21 protein-coding genes are annotated in these 16,432 nt (G+C 30.3%); 18 read left to right on the forward strand and 3 right to left on the reverse strand.

Going from position 1 to position 16,432, the window contains the following annotated elements; translation table 11 throughout:
• The first annotated feature begins 6 nt into the window (after positions 1 to 6).
• The 3 genes from mnmG to noc are packed head-to-tail and all read left to right on the forward strand — an operon-like array spanning position 7 to position 3,429.
• Positions 7 to 1,887 carry a tRNA uridine-5-carboxymethylaminomethyl(34) synthesis enzyme MnmG gene (gene mnmG, locus JG776_RS01030; RefSeq protein WP_291963992.1) on the forward strand — a complete coding sequence of 627 codons (1,881 nt, stop codon included), beginning with the start codon at positions 7 to 9 and terminating at the stop codon, positions 1,885 to 1,887.
• 3 nt (positions 1,888 to 1,890) lie between these two features.
• On the forward strand, positions 1,891 to 2,610 hold the full coding sequence (rsmG, locus tag JG776_RS01035) for a 16S rRNA (guanine(527)-N(7))-methyltransferase RsmG (RefSeq protein WP_291963993.1): 720 nt from the start codon (positions 1,891 to 1,893) through the stop codon (positions 2,608 to 2,610).
• A gap of 30 nt (positions 2,611 to 2,640) precedes the next feature.
• Complete coding sequence (gene noc / locus JG776_RS01040) at positions 2,641 to 3,429, forward strand: nucleoid occlusion protein (protein ID WP_291963994.1); 789 nt, start codon at positions 2,641 to 2,643, stop codon at positions 3,427 to 3,429.
• A 170-nt stretch (positions 3,430 to 3,599) separates the two neighbouring features.
• Here the strand turns inward: noc and JG776_RS01045 are convergent, their stop codons facing one another.
• A complete protein-coding gene (locus tag JG776_RS01045; RefSeq protein WP_291963995.1) occupies positions 3,600 to 3,869 on the reverse strand; it encodes a TMEM165/GDT1 family protein in 270 nt (89 codons plus the stop codon).
• A 90-nt stretch (positions 3,870 to 3,959) separates the two neighbouring features.
• Between JG776_RS01045 and JG776_RS01050 the strand changes: the two genes are divergently transcribed.
• The 4 genes from JG776_RS01050 to JG776_RS01065 are packed head-to-tail and all read left to right on the forward strand — an operon-like array spanning position 3,960 to position 6,407.
• Positions 3,960 to 4,727: an AAA family ATPase gene (locus JG776_RS01050; protein ID WP_291963996.1), complete on the forward strand. Its 768-nt coding sequence runs from the start codon at positions 3,960 to 3,962 to the stop codon at positions 4,725 to 4,727.
• A 1-nt stretch (position 4,728) separates the two neighbouring features.
• Positions 4,729 to 5,574 (forward strand): ParB/RepB/Spo0J family partition protein, encoded by an 846-nt coding sequence (locus JG776_RS01055; protein ID WP_291963997.1) that lies wholly within the window; start codon positions 4,729 to 4,731, stop codon positions 5,572 to 5,574.
• A gap of 38 nt (positions 5,575 to 5,612) precedes the next feature.
• Complete coding sequence (locus tag JG776_RS01060) at positions 5,613 to 6,107, forward strand: DUF4446 family protein (RefSeq protein ID WP_291963998.1); 495 nt, start codon at positions 5,613 to 5,615, stop codon at positions 6,105 to 6,107.
• Positions 6,108 to 6,152: 45 nt separating this feature from the next.
• A complete protein-coding gene (locus JG776_RS01065; RefSeq protein WP_291963999.1) occupies positions 6,153 to 6,407 on the forward strand; it encodes a YkuS family protein in 255 nt (84 codons plus the stop codon).
• On the opposite strand, the gene yyaC is transcribed toward JG776_RS01065, so the two are convergent.
• Both yyaC and ytvI read right to left on the reverse strand, forming a co-directional pair.
• Positions 6,404 to 6,985: a spore protease YyaC gene (yyaC, locus tag JG776_RS01070; protein ID WP_291964000.1), complete on the reverse strand. Its 582-nt coding sequence runs from the start codon at positions 6,983 to 6,985 to the stop codon at positions 6,404 to 6,406. The genes JG776_RS01065 and yyaC overlap by 4 nt on opposite strands.
• Positions 6,986 to 7,043: 58 nt before the next feature.
• Positions 7,044 to 8,087 (reverse strand): sporulation integral membrane protein YtvI, encoded by a 1,044-nt coding sequence (gene ytvI, locus JG776_RS01075; RefSeq protein ID WP_291964001.1) that lies wholly within the window; start codon positions 8,085 to 8,087, stop codon positions 7,044 to 7,046.
• A gap of 70 nt (positions 8,088 to 8,157) precedes the next feature.
• On the opposite strand from ytvI, the gene JG776_RS01080 reads away from it, so the two are divergent.
• From JG776_RS01080 to ssb, 11 genes are all read left to right on the forward strand, one after another.
• The gene (locus JG776_RS01080) at positions 8,158 to 8,451 is read left to right on the forward strand and encodes a metalloregulator ArsR/SmtB family transcription factor (protein WP_291964002.1); all 294 of its coding nucleotides are present in this window, start codon (positions 8,158 to 8,160) and stop codon (positions 8,449 to 8,451) included.
• Complete coding sequence (locus JG776_RS01085) at positions 8,448 to 10,169, forward strand: sigma 54-interacting transcriptional regulator (RefSeq protein ID WP_291964003.1); 1,722 nt, start codon at positions 8,448 to 8,450, stop codon at positions 10,167 to 10,169. Before JG776_RS01080 ends, JG776_RS01085 begins: the two co-directional genes overlap by 4 nt.
• 178 nt (positions 10,170 to 10,347) lie before the next feature.
• Positions 10,348 to 11,640 carry a serine dehydratase subunit alpha family protein gene (locus JG776_RS01090; protein ID WP_291964004.1) on the forward strand — a complete coding sequence of 431 codons (1,293 nt, stop codon included), beginning with the start codon at positions 10,348 to 10,350 and terminating at the stop codon, positions 11,638 to 11,640.
• A 101-nt stretch (positions 11,641 to 11,741) separates the two neighbouring features.
• Entirely contained in the window at positions 11,742 to 13,055 is a 1,314-nt protein-coding gene (glnA, locus tag JG776_RS01095) for a type I glutamate--ammonia ligase (protein WP_291964098.1), read from the forward strand.
• A 12-nt stretch (positions 13,056 to 13,067) separates the two neighbouring features.
• Complete coding sequence (locus tag JG776_RS01100) at positions 13,068 to 13,658, forward strand: ANTAR domain-containing protein (protein ID WP_291964005.1); 591 nt, start codon at positions 13,068 to 13,070, stop codon at positions 13,656 to 13,658.
• Positions 13,645 to 14,223, forward strand: a complete 579-nt coding sequence (gene yedF, locus JG776_RS01105) for a sulfurtransferase-like selenium metabolism protein YedF (protein ID WP_291964006.1) — start codon at positions 13,645 to 13,647, stop codon at positions 14,221 to 14,223. Before JG776_RS01100 ends, yedF begins: the two co-directional genes overlap by 14 nt.
• A gap of 13 nt (positions 14,224 to 14,236) precedes the next feature.
• Positions 14,237 to 14,494: a DUF3343 domain-containing protein gene (locus tag JG776_RS01110; RefSeq protein ID WP_291964007.1), complete on the forward strand. Its 258-nt coding sequence runs from the start codon at positions 14,237 to 14,239 to the stop codon at positions 14,492 to 14,494.
• Between the two features lie 32 nt (positions 14,495 to 14,526).
• Positions 14,527 to 15,375 (forward strand): mechanosensitive ion channel family protein, encoded by an 849-nt coding sequence (locus JG776_RS01115; RefSeq protein WP_291964008.1) that lies wholly within the window; start codon positions 14,527 to 14,529, stop codon positions 15,373 to 15,375.
• Positions 15,376 to 15,588, forward strand: a complete 213-nt coding sequence (locus JG776_RS01120; protein WP_027308692.1) for a DUF951 domain-containing protein — start codon at positions 15,376 to 15,378, stop codon at positions 15,586 to 15,588.
• A gap of 84 nt (positions 15,589 to 15,672) precedes the next feature.
• The gene (gene rpsF / locus JG776_RS01125; protein ID WP_291964009.1) at positions 15,673 to 15,960 is read left to right on the forward strand and encodes a 30S ribosomal protein S6; all 288 of its coding nucleotides are present in this window, start codon (positions 15,673 to 15,675) and stop codon (positions 15,958 to 15,960) included.
• A 19-nt stretch (positions 15,961 to 15,979) separates the two neighbouring features.
• On the forward strand, positions 15,980 to 16,423 hold the full coding sequence (gene ssb, locus JG776_RS01130) for a single-stranded DNA-binding protein (protein ID WP_291964010.1): 444 nt from the start codon (positions 15,980 to 15,982) through the stop codon (positions 16,421 to 16,423).
• Positions 16,424 to 16,432: the final 9 nt, after the last annotated feature.

Below are 16,432 nucleotides of genomic sequence, written 5' to 3' on the forward strand. Positions count from 1 at the left end.
AGTTTTTTGTATTTTGCAGGTAGTTATGATGTTATAGTAGTTGGAGCAGGACACGCAGGATGTGAGGCAGCCCTTGCTGCTGCAAGAATGGGATGTAAGACTCTATGCATAACATTGAATTTAGATAGTATAGCAATGATGGCTTGTAATCCTTCAATTGGAGGTACAGCAAAGGGACATTTGGTGAGGGAAGTAGATGCACTTGGTGGACAAATGGGTATAGCAATTGATAATACATATCTACAATCCAAAATGTTAAATACAGCTAAAGGCCCAGCAGTACAATCATTAAGAGCACAGGCAGATAAGAAAAGATATCAGGAATATATGAAGCACGTTTTAGAGACGCAGGAAAATTTAACTTTAAAGCAGGATGAAGTTATTGAACTTGATGTTAAGGATAATAAGATAGTAGGTTTAAAAACAAAAAATGGTGCCTATTTTGAATGTAAGACAGTAGTAATAACATCAGGTACATATCTAAAGAGTAGAATAATAATTGGTGATGTAAGCTATAATGGTGGACCTAATGGGTTATTTCCTGCGAATGAATTATCCGATAGTCTAAAGGCATTGGGAATCAGTTTAAGGAGATTTAAAACAGGAACTCCAGCAAGAATAAATAGAAGGTCTATTGATTTTTCAAAGACGACAATACAACCTGGAGATGAAAGGGTAATTCCATTCTCCTTTATGTCAGATAATATAGAGAGAGTGCAAATACCTTGCTATTTAACTTATACAACAGAAGAGACCCATAAAATAATAAAGGAAAATATACATAGATCCCCACTTTTTACAGGAGATATTGAAGGAGTTGGTCCAAGATATTGTCCTTCAATAGAGGATAAAATTGTTAAATTCCCTGATAAGGAAAGGCATCAAATCTTTATTGAACCAGAGGGTGAAAATACGGAAGAGATGTATATTCAGGGAATGTCCAGTTCTATGCCTGAGGATGTACAAATTAAATTTTACAGATCCATTCCAGGGTTAGAAAATGCTGAAATAATGAGAACAGCATATGCAATTGAATATGACTGCATTGACCCGCAACAACTTAAACTTTCACTTGAACTTAAATTTATTGAAGGATTGTTCTTTGCAGGACAGATAAATGGAACTTCTGGATATGAAGAGGCAGCAGCACAGGGAATAATAGCAGGTATTAATGCAGCACTTAAAGTTAAAAATAAGGAGCCATTAATATTAGATAGATCAGATGCATATATAGGTGTTCTAATAGATGATTTAGTAACAAAGGGAACTAATGAACCTTATAGAATGATGACATCAAGGGCAGAATATAGATTGCTTTTAAGACAGGATAATGCAGATTTGAGATTAACAGAGAAGGGATATAGGGTAGGTCTTGTAACAGAGGAGAGATATCAAAGATATTTGAAAAGAAAACAGGCTATAGAAGAGGAAATTCAAAGAATTAAAAAAGTTACACTACCTCCAAGTGAAGAGGTAAATGAGTTTTTAAGAAAAAATAATAGTTCAGAGATAAAATCTGGTATACATCTTTATGATTTAATTAAGAGACCTGAGCTCACATATGAATTAACAAAGGAAATAGATAAGGAGAGACCAAATATACCTTATGATGTTGCAAGAGAAGTAGAAAATCAGATTAAGTATGATGGATACATACAAAAGCAACTTCAACAAGTAGAACAGTTTAAAAAGATAGAGCAAAAAAGAATACCAGATTTTATTGACTATAACCAGATACAAGGTCTTAGAATTGAAGCACAGCAGAAACTGTCAAAGATAAGGCCACAAAACATAGGTCAAGCTTCAAGAATATCAGGAGTTTCTCCAGCAGATATTTCAGTACTTCTTATATATTTAGAACAGTTAAGAAGAAAAAAGGGAGAGTAGTATATGGAATTAAAGGAGCTTCTTTACGAGGGTGCAAAGGTATATGGTATTGAATTAGATGATGAAAAAATAGAACAGTTTATGATATATAAGGATTTATTAAAGGAATGGAATGAAAAGATAAATCTAACAGCAATAACAGATGATGAAGGAATAATAAAAAAGCATTTTATTGATTCTATATCAATAATTAAAAGTGGATATTTAAAGGATGGTATAAAGGTTATAGATGTTGGTACTGGTGCAGGATTTCCAGGAATCCCAATAAAGATAATAAATCCTAATGTAGAAGTTGTATTACTTGATTCATTAAATAAAAGAATAAACTTTTTAAACGATGTCATATCAAAGCTTGGACTTAAGGGTATAGTTGCGGTACACGGAAGAGCAGAGGATATGGCAAGAAAAGAAGATTTTAGAGAAAAATTTGATATTGCAACAGCAAGAGCAGTGGCTAATATGATGGTTCTTAGTGAATATTGTATGCCTTATGTAAAAGTTGGTGGAAAATTTATAGCATTAAAGGGACCTTCTGCATATGAGGAGGTAGAAGAAGCAAAAAATGCAATAGGTACTTTAGGAGGAAAACTAAATAGTATTGTAGAAACTAATATATTAGGTGAGGATATAAAACATAATCTTGTTATAGTTGATAAAATAAAAAATACTGATAAAAGATACCCAAGAAAACCAGCTCAGATAGAAAAGAAGCCGCTAAGATAAATTTTTAATATTTAAAAAGGGATGGTGGATATGAAGGCTGAAAGAGAGATTATAAATATACCTATAACAAAAATAAGACAAAATATGTATCAGCCAAGAAAAATATTTAACCAAGAAGCATTAATAGAACTATCAGAATCAATAAGAGAATTTGGAGTATTACAGCCTATAAGTGTACGAAGAATTAATGATAATCTTTTTGAATTAGTTGCTGGAGAGAGGAGACTTAGAGCATCTCAACTTGCTGGATTAACAGAAATACCTGCAATAATTGTGGATATTACTGACACAGAATCTGCTGTACTTGCACTTATTGAGAACCTTCAGAGAGAGGATTTAAATTATTTAGAAGAAGCAGAAGGATATTATAACTTAATTAAAGAACACGGATTTACACAAGAGGAGCTTGCAGTAAGAATAGGAAAAAAGCAATCTACAATAGCAAATAAACTTAGATTATTGAAATTATCTAATGAAGTAAAGGAAATGCTTATAAGTGAAGGTTTAACAGAAAGGCACGCAAGAGCACTCCTTAAACTTGAAGACGAATCTTTACAAAAAAAGGTAATAGGAGAAGTCATAAAAAAAGGTTTAACAGTAAAAAAGACAGAGGAATTAATTGAAAAAATTTTAAATGAAAATCAAAACATCAATAAAAACAACAAAAATAACAAGAATAAGTATAAATGGAATATAAATACAAAAATAATAACCAATACCATAAAACAGATTATGGAAAAAAGTGGAATTGAAGCAGAGTATAAACAAAAAGAGTTAGATGAGTATTTAGAAATAGTAGTGAGAATTCCAAAAAAGTAATATACAAAAAGTGTAATAAAGAAAATTCTGAAAATATCATTTAAACCCTTTATATTAAATAAATAGTTGTTTCACAATAGCCCTATGAATGATTTTTTAGGCACACTTTAATATGTTAGTTGCCTTTTGAAATCTATTCGTAGGGCTTTTGTAAAATATAGAGTATTGTTTTATATTTTGTTAAAGAAAAGAAGTATTCCTATAGCAATAAATGCTATTGCAGCACCCTTTTGAATATATTGAGGTGGTATGATACGGCTTAGTGTATCTCCTAAGATAACAGCGACCAGAGAGGAGCAAACTAAAGCTAAACTGGAACCTAAAAATATTACTAATTTTTGTTTAGAATTAGCGGATAGCATCATAGTTGCAATTTGTGTTTTATCCCCTAATTCAGCTAAAAATATAGTTATAAATGTAGAAAATATTAATTTTAACATAAAATCCTCCTAAATGTATTTAAACTAATTCATTCTTACTGTAAAATATATTATATGACGTGTGATAATATACATGGGGGTGTAAATTAGATGGGAAAAATAATATCGATATTTAATCAAAAGGGTGGTGTTGGGAAAACTACTACCAGTATTAATTTGGCTGCATATATTGCAAGCTTTGGTAAGAAGGTTTTATCAGTTGATATAGATCCACAAGGCAATACAACAAGTGGTTTTGGTGTAAATAAAGATGATTTAGAGTATTCTATGTATGATGTTATAATGGGATTAGATGCAAACAAGGCAATAGTAGAAGTTTTTGAAAACTTGTATCTACTTCCTTCAAATGTAGAATTGGCTGGTGCAGAAATAGAATTAACTGCCAAAATAAATAGAGAAAGTAAATTGAAGGAAGCATTGATGAGTATAAAGGATGATTATGATTATATATTTATTGACTGTCCACCATCTCTTGGATTATTATCAATAAATGCACTTACAGCTTCAGATAGTGTGCTTATTCCAATACAATGTGAGTTTTATGCACTCGAAGGTGTTGGACAATTGATGAATACTATTCAATTAGTTAAAAAGAGTTTAAACCCTAAACTTGATATACAGGGTGTAATTATGAGTATGTTTGACGGTAGAACAAACCTTTCTATTGAGGTTGTTGAGGAAGCAAAAAAATATTTTAAGGGTAAGGTATATACTACAATTATCCCGAGAAATGTTAAGTTGGCTGAGGCACCAAGCCACGGTATTCCAATTATGCTGTATGATAAAAATTCGAGAGGAGCAGAGGCATATATGGAACTTGCAAAAGAATTTTTAGAATATGATGAAGGAGGATATTGATATGACAGCAAAAAAGAGTGCTTTAGGTAAGGGGTTAGGTGCTCTGATACCAGAGGTTGAAGTTAAAGAATTAGAGGGTGTAAAAGAAGTTGATATAAATGATGTGTTTCCAAATGAAGAACAGCCAAGAAAAAATATAGATGTAGAAAAAATAGAACAATTAGCACAATCGATAAAGGAACACGGTATAATTCAACCTATAATAGTAAAAAAAGAAGGCGAGTATTTTAAAATTATTGCAGGAGAAAGAAGATGGAGAGCAGCAAGGCTTGCTGGACTTAAAAAAGTACCAATTATAGAGAAGGAAATTAGTGAAAAGGAAGCAATGGAAATTTCATTAATAGAGAATATACAAAGGGAGGATTTAAACCCTATAGAAGAAGCAATTGCTTACAAAAAACTTATAGATGAGTTTGGACTCACACAGGATGAATTAGCAAAAAGGCTTGGAAAGTCAAGACCAGCGATAACAAATTCCCTAAGACTTTTAAATTTAGATAAAAGAGTTATTGATATGATTTTAAATTTAGATATAACAGAAGGTCACGGCAAGGTTATAGCAGGAATAGAAGATAAAAACAAACAATATGAAATAGCAATAAAGGTTGTAAATGAAGGATTAAATGTAAGGCAGACAGAAAAGTTAATTCAAAATCTTAATAATATAAAGGATAAAAAAGAAAAAAATAATACAAAAGATATCTACATAAAGGATATAGAGGATAGATTAAAAAACATATTTGGTACAAAGGTGAATATAAATAAGGGTAGAAAAAAAGGAAAAATTGAGATAGAATATTATAGCGAAGATGATTTACAAAGAATACTTGATATATTAAATTTATAAAAATGTTTCACGTGAAACATTAAAAAGGAGCTGATCTTATGGAATTTATAAAAAACTTTTTTCAAACATATGGTCTTTTTATTAATATAGGTATATTAATTTTAGTGTTAATCATATTGTTCTTAGAAATATTAAACAGGGTAGAACTTAATAGAATTGAAAAACGTTACAGAAAACTTATGAAGGGAAACAATAATAAAAATTTAGAAGAACTAATTATGCAGTATACAGATAATATAGATAAGGCGTTAGAACAAGTTAATAAAAATACCGAGTTATACAATGATGTAAACTTAAGATTAAAAAAATGTATACAAAAGGTAGGTATTGTAAGATATAGAGCCTTTGATGATGTAGGTAGTGATTTAAGTTTTTCAGTTGCACTTTTAGACGAAAATAATGATGGAATAGTACTTACTGGTCTTTTTGGAAGAAGTGAATGTACTACATTTGCAAAACCAATTGAAAATGGAATTTCTAAATATGACCTATCTGATGAAGAAAAACAAGCCTTAGAACAGGCACTTAAGTAATAATAAAACACCTCCTGTGAAATAATAAGAACAGGAGGTGTTTTTATGATTATAAGTGTTCAGGATAATTTAAAGGAAATAATATTAAACTTAGAAAGTTTAGGTTATAATGTTCATAAGTTTAGTGAAGGTATACCTTCAGATGTATATATTTATAAAGATGAAGAATTAGGTTTATCTAATTTAACAAGTCACGTTAAAACTCCAGAGAGAGGAGCTCTTCTTATAAATGTTGATAATAAAAGTATGAAGGAAATTTTATATTCAATAAATAATAGAACCTATTCTCCACTTTTTTAATCAATTGCAACTTTGTAATTGTAAATTTGTTTTAAAGACATATAAATACTTGTAGTGATAACTTCAGCCATCTTCATAACAATGCTTAATCTGGTGTTTTGTAGAACTATATACTCCATATATCCAGAACTATTAACAATGCCAGTTATGCTTATATCTCCTACAGGTTGAAGTTTTTTATTTACTCCAGCACCTGGATAAACAGGTCCCTTTATTAAATTAATATTACCTATATTTTCGCTCTTTCCGAGAGATGCGTCTATAGCTAAAATAAAAGGATTTTTTGTTGTATTGTAAATAAGGTTTATATGTTCATCAAGATTTTTAGCGTGAACAGGATTATTTAGTGTTCCGTATATATCAACTCTTTTATTTAAGGATAATTTATTAAGCTTATATCCAACAAGAGGACCTAAACAGTCGCCAGTTGATCTATCTGTACCTATACAAAGTATGACTAAATTTTTATTATATATATCGTTTTCTAAAATCAAGTCAATTAATTTAATTGATAGAAGGTAGCTTGAATTTATATTATTTACGTTTGTTGAAAAGTATATATCATTATTTATAGGCATAGTAAAACCTCCCATTTTCCTATATTGTAAGTTTATCCAAATGGGAGGTTTTATATTCCTATAATATTTTTGTTTTTTTAAGTATGTTATATAATACCATTAGAAAGATAAGATAAATCATCCCCACAAACCCATAGGCCTTTATACCTATAAATATTGCAGCTAAAACTGCTACAGGGTGAAGCCCAAGTGATGCAGAAACAAGTTTTGGTTCTAATATTTGTCTAACAACAGTAACTATTAGATATAATATTATAATTCCAAAAGCTATAATATATTTTTTAGTTATAATATAATATAATGCAACTAAAGAATAAACGGCACCAATACCTAAAATAGGTAAAACATCAAATATAGCAGAAACAATACTTAAAATTAACGCATATTTTATATTTAATACAGAAAACCCTATGTATGTCTCTACAAATGATAATGTAACAATAAAAGAATATGCCTTTATATACCCAGTTAAGGACTTGTTTAATTCATCTATTATTAGGGAAAACTTTTTCTTTCCGTCTGGTGTAAATATATTTAATATAGATGACCTAAAATTTAACATATCTTTACTAAAGAAATATGAAGATAATAAAGAAACAAATAACACTAAAAAAATAACAGGTAGTTTTAGTATAATAGATAACAACTTATTAAGTATAGAAAGGGATATATCTAAACTTGAATAGGCAAATTTAGTAATCTGATCATTTATTTTTTGAACAATTGCAGGGTCGATTGCATCGTAATATAATCTTAATTTATCAAAGTATTCTTGAATGTATGGAATAAATGTGTTAACGTTAGGTATAGAAGATACTAATTGTTTTATTTCGTATGTTATTTTTGTAAAAATACCTATTAGTAGCAAAACAAATATAATATAGACCAATAGAACAGATATCAAAGAGGCAATAGAATCTTTAAATTTTAATTTATGTTTTAAAAATTTAACTAAAGGTAGTGAAATCAAAGAAACAATTATTCCTATAACAAAAGGGAGTGTATAGGATAATGTTGAAAAAAATAAAAAGAATACTAAAGTATAGATTACTATAAAAATTGCAAAATTCCTCAATTTAATTAGAAATTGTTTATCAAACATATAAAACCCTCCTTTGTTTCATTATTATAGCATAATAAATTAGAATAATCATCAAGATGAGGTGAAAATTATGAATTATTTAGATAATCAGGTATTTTTAGAAACAGCAGAAATTTTAAAGGTCATAGGACATCCTATCAGATTGTGTATATTAAAGGGATTATATATTGAAGGAGAAAAAAATGTAACTACAATGCAGGGGTGCTTAAACATACCTCAGTCTACTGTTTCACAGCATATAGGAATATTAAAAAATAAAGGAATTATAAAGGGTAGAAGAAATGGGCTTGAAATAAACTATTCTATTTGTAATGAAAAAGTTATAAAAATATTAGAAACTCTATTAAAAGAGGAATTGATATGAAAAATTTAAAGGATATTAAGGATTATGCACAGAATATAGCAGAGATAATAAAGAGTGTCGTTGGAGTTGATGTAACTATTGTTGATTCTTTTAATATAAGAGTTGCTGCAACTGGAATGTATAAGGATTTAATTGAAAAAAAGATAGTCGATAAATCGGCCTTTAAAAAGGCAATGGAGCTAAAGAAAATATTAATAATAGATAATCCAAGGGAAGATGATATATGTTTTGAATGTGAGAACAAAATAAACTGTATTGAGTATGCAGAGGTATGCTCACCGATATTGGTAGAAAATAATGTAGTAGGAGTAATAGGGTTAGTTGCTCTATCAGAACAGCAAAAAATACAATTAAATAACAATAAAGAAAATCTTATTAAATTTTTAAATAAGATGAGCGATATGCTGAGCACTAAGATTTCTGAGATGAATATTTGTGAAAAACAGAATTTACTTATAAGACAGATTGAAACAATAATAAATTCAATTGATGAAGGAATAGTAGCTATTGATTTAGATAAAAATATTTTATTTAAAAATAAAATTATAAAGGATATTTTAAAGGAAGAAGAGATTGATTTATTTATATCAAAATTATTACAGGATGATATACATAACGATATTCTTTTAGGAAAAGAAATAAGAAACATACAGTTTGGAATAGAGGATAGAAATTTTTTAGTTTCTATTAAGCCTATTGTGTATTCAAACAAGCTTCAGGGTATTATTTTTTCTTTAAAAAATATGAAGGATATAAACAAAATAATTAGAGATATGACACTTATAAATAGCGATACGACCTTTGATAGTATTATAGGTAAATCAGAAAATTTTTTAAAGGCTATAGAAATAGCAAAGAAAACTTCAAGGGCAGATTCTACAGTATTAATACTTGGAGAGAGTGGAACGGGTAAAGAACTATTTGCAAGAGCTATACACAATGAAAGTAAAAGAAAAAAAAGGCCCTTTGTTGCAGTAAACTGTGCAGCTATACCTGAATCACTTCTTGAGAGTGAGCTTTTTGGTTTTGAAGAAGGAGCCTTTACTGGAGCTAAAAAGGGAGGAAAAATAGGAAAATTTGAACTTGCACAGGGTGGAACTTTGTTTTTGGATGAAATAGGGGATATGCCTCTGCATCTACAAGTTAAACTCTTGAGAGTACTTCAAGAAAAATATATTGAAAGAATAGGTAGCAATAGACAGATAGAAGTAGATATAAGAATAATAGCAGCAACACATAAGAATTTAGATGAGATGGTGTTAAAGGGAGAGTTTAGGCAGGATTTATATTATAGGCTAAATGTCATTCCAATAAAGATACCTCCTCTTAGGGAAAGAAGAGATGATATAAAGGTACTAATGGATTATATACTTAATAAATGCTGTTTAAAACTAAATAAAAATATAAAGGGATTTACTGAAGATGTATATGAGATATTTTTAAATTACCATTGGCCAGGTAATGTCAGAGAATTGGAAAATATAATAGAATATCTTGTGAATATGGAAAATGGAGAATATATAACATATGATAAAGTTCCCGAGAAGTTGAAAAGTAAAAAAGGCCAAGATATAACTATATTTGACTTAAAATATCACGAGAAAAATTTAATAAAAGAGGCATTACAGAAATTTAATTCAAAGGACGAAGCGGCAAAGGCATTGGGAATAGGAAGGGCAACTTTGTTTAGAAAGATAAAGGAGTATGGTTTAAATTAATCTCAAAATGATACTAAAAGTATCATTTTGAGATTATAAGTAAAAGACTATGTAATCAAAGCTTTGTAGGGGTATAAAGTATCATTTTGATACTTTATACCCCTCTGTTTATGTTTTTTTGTTGGCATAATTTTTGCAATATCTAATGTAGATAAGATTATACGTGGAGGTTTTTAATATGAAGAATATAATAAAAAACGTTTTAAAACAAGAAGTTGTATTGGCATTAGGATGTACAGAGCCAGTAGCAGTTGCTCTTGCATCAGCTTCAGCATATAGTGTAGTAAAAGGAGATATAGAAAAAATAAATGTTATAGTAAGTTCAAATATATTTAAAAATGCCTTTGCTGTAGGTATTCCGGGAACTAAGAATGTAGGTCTTCATATTGCTGCTGCATTAGGTGCAATAGGAGGGGATTGTAAGTTAAAACTTGAAGTGTTGAAAAATATAAATTCAAATCACGAAAAAGAAGCTAAAAAAATAGTTGAAGAAGGAAAAGTTAGAATAGATGTTGATGATTCAAAGGCTATATTTTATATAAGGGTTGAGGTATTTACAAAAAATGGTTTAGGAGTTTGTGAGATAAAAGATAAACATTCAAATATAGTTTATCTTGAGGCAAATGGTAAAGTTATATATGAAAATAGAGAAGTAGCTGTTGGCTCATCAAAGTCAAATTTTGATTTAAGAGAATTTAAGTTATTAGATTTGATACACGAAATAATAGATATGGAATATAAAGAATTAGAGTTTTTATTAGAGGGTGCTGAAGTAAATATTAAAATTGCAAAGGAAGGCTTAAATAATAGTTATGGAATGGAGATAGGTAAAAGATATCAGAAAATGATTGAAGAAGGGATTATATCAGACGATATTCAAAATAATATAATTATGATGACGGCAGCAGCCTCTGATGCAAGAATGGCTGGATGTTTTATGCCGGTTATGAGTAGTGCAGGTTCAGGAAATCACGGAATAACAGCTATAATACCAGTTGCAGTTTGTGCAAAGCTTTTAAATAAGGATAACGAAGAACTTATAAAGGCACTTGCTATATCACATATTACAACTATCTATATAAAGCAATTTACGGGAAGATTATCAAGCGTTTGTGGCTGTGGAGTTGCAGCTGGGGTTGGTGCAGCTTGTGGTATGTGCTACCTTCTTGGAGGAAATGATAAGGAGATTGAGAACACTATTAAAAATATGGTAGGAGATATAAGTGGTGTAGTTTGTGATGGTGCAAAACCAGGATGTGCTATAAAATTATCAACAGCAGCAGCTGCTGCCTATAAAGCAGCATTGCTTGCAACAAGAGGAGTTTATGTACCTTGTGGAAACGGTATTGTTGGATGTGATATAGAATCTACTATAAGAAATTTAGGTATATTTACAAGAGAAGGAATGAAAAATGTTGATAGAACTATAATTGATATAATGCTAAAGAAGGAATATGAGTTAGTGTGTTAATTAAGTAGAATGCCATTAACAATAGTTTATAAATTGTTAATGGTGTTTTTTATTTTGGAATATTATAATAGAATAAAAGGAGGTTGATAGATTTGAGTAAAATGGATATTTTAAACAAAATAAAAGAGGAAGAAGTTGAATTTATATATCTTCAGTTTACTGATATATTTGGAATAATGAAAAATGTTGCAATTACTGTAAGTGAGCTTGAAAGAGCTTTAAATAATGAAATTGTTTTTGATGGTTCATCAATAGATGGATTTGTTAGAATAGAAGAATCTGATATGTATCTTTATCCTGATATAGATACATTTTTAGTATATCCTTGGTATTCAAGCTTTGGAAAAGAGGCAAGATTTATTTGTGACATATATGATTCAGAGGGTAAACCCTTTGAGGGAGATCCAAGATACGTTTTAAAGAGGGTATTAAATGAGGCGAAGGAGATGGGGTATTCTATTAAAATAGGACCTGAATGTGAATTTTTCTTATTTAATACAGATGAGTTTGGTAAACCAACATTAATAACTCACGATGATGCAAGCTATTTTGATTTAGCACCTGTAGATTTAGGAGAAAATGCAAGAAGAGAGATGGTTTTAACGCTTAATAAGATGGGATATGAAGTTGAAGCATCACACCACGAGGTTGCACCTGGACAACACGAAATAGACTTAAAATGTGATGATGCACTATACTCGGCAGATAAAATAGTAACATTTAAACAGGTGGTAAGAAAAATAGCTAAAAATCACGGATTGCACGCGACATTTATGCCTAAACCAATATATGGAATACCAGGTTCAGGACTACATACAAATATATACGTATATAAAGGCGATGAAAATTTGTTTTATGATAAAGATGATAAACTAAACTTGTCAAAGGAGGCATATAGCTTTATAGCAGGGATAATGGAGCACGCAAAGGCTATATGTGCAATAACAAATCCAAATGTTAATAGCTATAAAAGGTTAGTATCAGGTTATGAGGCTCCTATGTATATATCTTGGTCCTGTAAAAATAGAAGTCCTTTAATTAGAGTTCCATCAAGAATAAATAAAAATGCAAGGATAGAACTTAGAAATCCAGACCCATCTTGTAATCCATATTTAGCGTTAGCAGTTATAATAAAGGCAGGATTAGATGGAATAAAGAAAGGATTAAAACCTTGTGATCCAATAGATAGAAATTTATATGAAATAACAGATGAGGAAAGATTAGAAGAGGGATTAGATTTGCTTCCTCAATCACTTAGAGAAGCAGTTAAAGAGTTGAAAAAGGATGAACTAATCAAGGAAGCATTAGGAAGTCACGTCTACAATAGGTTTATTGAAGCAAAAGAGATGGAATGGAAGGAATATAAAAGTGTAGTGACATCTTGGGAAGTAGAAAGATATTTAACGAAGTATTAATGAGGGGCTAATATGGATAGACTTAAAATAGCAGTAGGAGATAACGATGAAGAAATATTAAAATCTATTCAGATTATGCTTATGCAAATGGGATTCAATGTTGTTGCAACTGAAAAATCAGGTTCTTCGCTTTTGAGAAAAATACGAAGCATAAACCCTGATGTTGCTTTAATTGACGTAAATTTAAAGGGAATGTCTGCCTTTGAGATAAGTGAGGTAGTTGAAAAACAAGGAATATGTCCTTGTATAATAACTATTAAGGGAAGTGTAGAGGAGTATTTTGATAAATTAAAAAGCAAGTTAGTATTTGCGTATATTCAAAAGCCCTTTAATCAAACAAGTTTGAGATATGCAATAGAGTCAGCATATTTTAACTATAAAAATTTAATGGATATGGAAAGAAAGTTAAAAGAGAGAAAGCTTATTGATAAGGCAAAGGGTTTAATAATGAATAAATATAACTTAACAGAAGACAAGGCATATGAATATATAAGAAAAAAGAGTATGGATAAAAGTATGAGTATGGCTAAAATTGCCCAGGTAATAATTGATATAATAGAACAAAATGATAAAAATGGAGGGGATAAAAATGAAAAGGATTGATTGTAGAGGACTTGCCTGTCCAAAGCCTGTAATTATGACAAAAAAGGAATTAGATAGTATGGTTAGTGGTGAAGTTGAAGTTATAGTGGATAATCAGGGAGCAAGGGAAAACCTTTCAAAACTTGCACAGAGTTATGGACTTGAGTATCGCATAGAAGAAGATGCTGAAGGAATACATGTAATAATAAAAAAGATTGAGAATAAGAATAGTAATTTAGTTGAAGATGAAAAAAATATTGTTATAACTATTACATCAGACTGCTTTGGACAAGGAGATGATGTATTAGGTAGAGCTTTAATGAAGAGCTATATATATTCATTAACAGAAGTTGAGAAAAAACCAAAGACATTAATATTTGTTAATGCTGGAGTAAAATTAACTACAGAGGGTTCTGATGTATTAGAGAGCCTTAAAATCTTAGAACAGCAGGGAGTGGAAATATTATCCTGTGGAACGTGCTTGAATTTTTATAATTTATCAGATAAATTAAAGATAGGTTCTGTATCAAATATGTATACAATAGTTGAAAAGATGCACGACGCAACAAATACTATAAGAATATGAGGTTGATAAAGAGATGGAATACATTATAGTAACATTTGAAAGCACTAATTTTGCAATACAAGCAGAGTCTGCATTAAAGTCAATAAACCTTAATGTACAAATAATACCGACACCAAGGGAAATTACTTTAAGTTGTGGTATATCTATTTTAACTCAAATTGAAAATCTTAAAAAGATAGATGAACTTATTAAAGAAGGTAAGATAAGAGTAAAGGAAGTATATAAGTATGTTAAAGACGAGTTTAAGACACTTGAAAGATTAAGACCATAGGTCTTAATCTTTAATTTTGAGGAGGTGTAGTTATGAATATAGTTAACAAATTTAAAGAGGCCTTTTTGAGCAATTTAACACAGGAAAAAATAATAGATGGTTCTTTGAAGTTTATTAAAGCAATTGCAATAATTATAATTTGTTTAATAATAATAAAGATAGGTGAAAAAATAATTCATTCTTTTTTCGAAAGACAAAGAAAATCAAAGTTTGGTTTAAATGAAAAGAAGGCTGCAACTCTTCAGGAACTTTTCAAGAGTTTATTAAGGTATTTAATGTATTTTGTTGCTGCAATTTGGATATTTGACATTAAAACTGTTATAGCTGTAACAGGAGTTGCAGGTGTTGCAATTGGTTTTGGTGCTCAAAATTTGGTTAAGGATATAATATCAGGGATTTTTATATTGCTTGAAGATCAATTTGCAGTAGGGGATTATATTGTTATAGACGGTTTATCAGGATTTGTTGAGGCAATAGGTATAAGGGTTACAAAGCTTAGGGATTTTACTGGAGACCTACATATAATTCCTAACGGAACAATAAGTAAGGTTACAAATAAAACAAGAGGAAATATGAGGGCACTTGTTGATGTAGATATTGCCTATGAAGAGGATATAGACTATGCAATATCTGTTATAAAAGAGGTATGTGAGGATGTAAAAAAAGATTTTGAAGACATTGTTGAAGGTCCAGATGTTCTTGGGGTTGTAAAATTAGGTGAATCTGGTATAACTATAAGAGTGGTGGCAAAGACTATTCCAATGGAACAATGGGCTATTGAAAGGGAACTTAGAAGACGAATAAAATATAGATTAGATAAGGAAGGAATTGAAATACCATATCCAAAAAGAGTTATATATAGCAAGGAAGGAGGAAAGTAATTGGTAAAAGTATTTAATTTAGGAGATATAGTTGAGACAAAAAAAGAACATCCTTGTGGAAGTAAAACTTGGGAGATTATAAGGCTTGGGGCAGATATAAAAATAAAATGTACAGGTTGTGGAAGAATAGTTATGCTTCCAAGACCTAAATTTGAAAAGTCTGTCAAAAAGATAGTAAAATCAGCAGTAGAAGAAAATAGTGACTTGACTTAAAATTAATAATGTGTTAAGATAGAGAAGTTGTAATCCCTGCTCATTTTATGAGCCGTTTAGTCCGGAGGGAGGAGGTGAACTATAATGAGAAAGTACGAAGCACTATATGTTTTAGCACCAAACCTAACTGAAGAAGAAATAAAGGCAAACGTAGAGAAGTTCAAGAATGTTGTTGTTAATGGTGGTGGAGAAGTAGAAAACATAGACGAGTGGGGCAAGAGAAAGCTTGCTTATGAAATAAACCACATTAACGAAGGATATTATGTACTTATGAACTTCTCAGCTAATTCCGAACTACCAATGGAATTAGACAGAGTGCTAAGAATCTCCGATAGCGTTATAAGACATCTTGTTGTTAATTTACAAAAGTAATTTTTAGGTGGTGTTTAAATTGAATAAAGTTATTTTAATTGGCAGATTAACAAAGGACCCTGAACTTAGATTTACAGCTGGGTCTGGTATTGCCGTAGCCACCTTTACTGTTGCAGTAGACAGGAATTACGTAAGTCAAAGTGGACAAAGAGAAGCAGATTTCATACCAGTTATATGTTGGAGAAAACTTGCTGAAAACGTTGCAAACAACCTGGGAAAAGGAAGGCTTGTGGCAGTATCTGGGTCTATACAAACAAGAAAATATCAGGCTCAAGATGGTAGCACAAGATATGTGACAGAGGTTGTTGCAGAAGAGGTTAAATTTTTAGATTGGCCAAAGGACGGAGGTTCGGCACAAAGAGGAGCTTCAGGCATGTACGGCCAAGGCTATGAATCTCCAATTGATGATTATAACGGTGGAGATTTTATTCCAGTTGATGGAGAGGAAGAAGTTCCATTCTAGTCTAATTCT

The organism is Caloramator sp., assembly GCF_020054765.1.
GTDB classification, from domain to species: Bacteria; Bacillota; Clostridia; order Clostridiales; family Caloramatoraceae; genus Thermobrachium; species Thermobrachium proteoclasticum.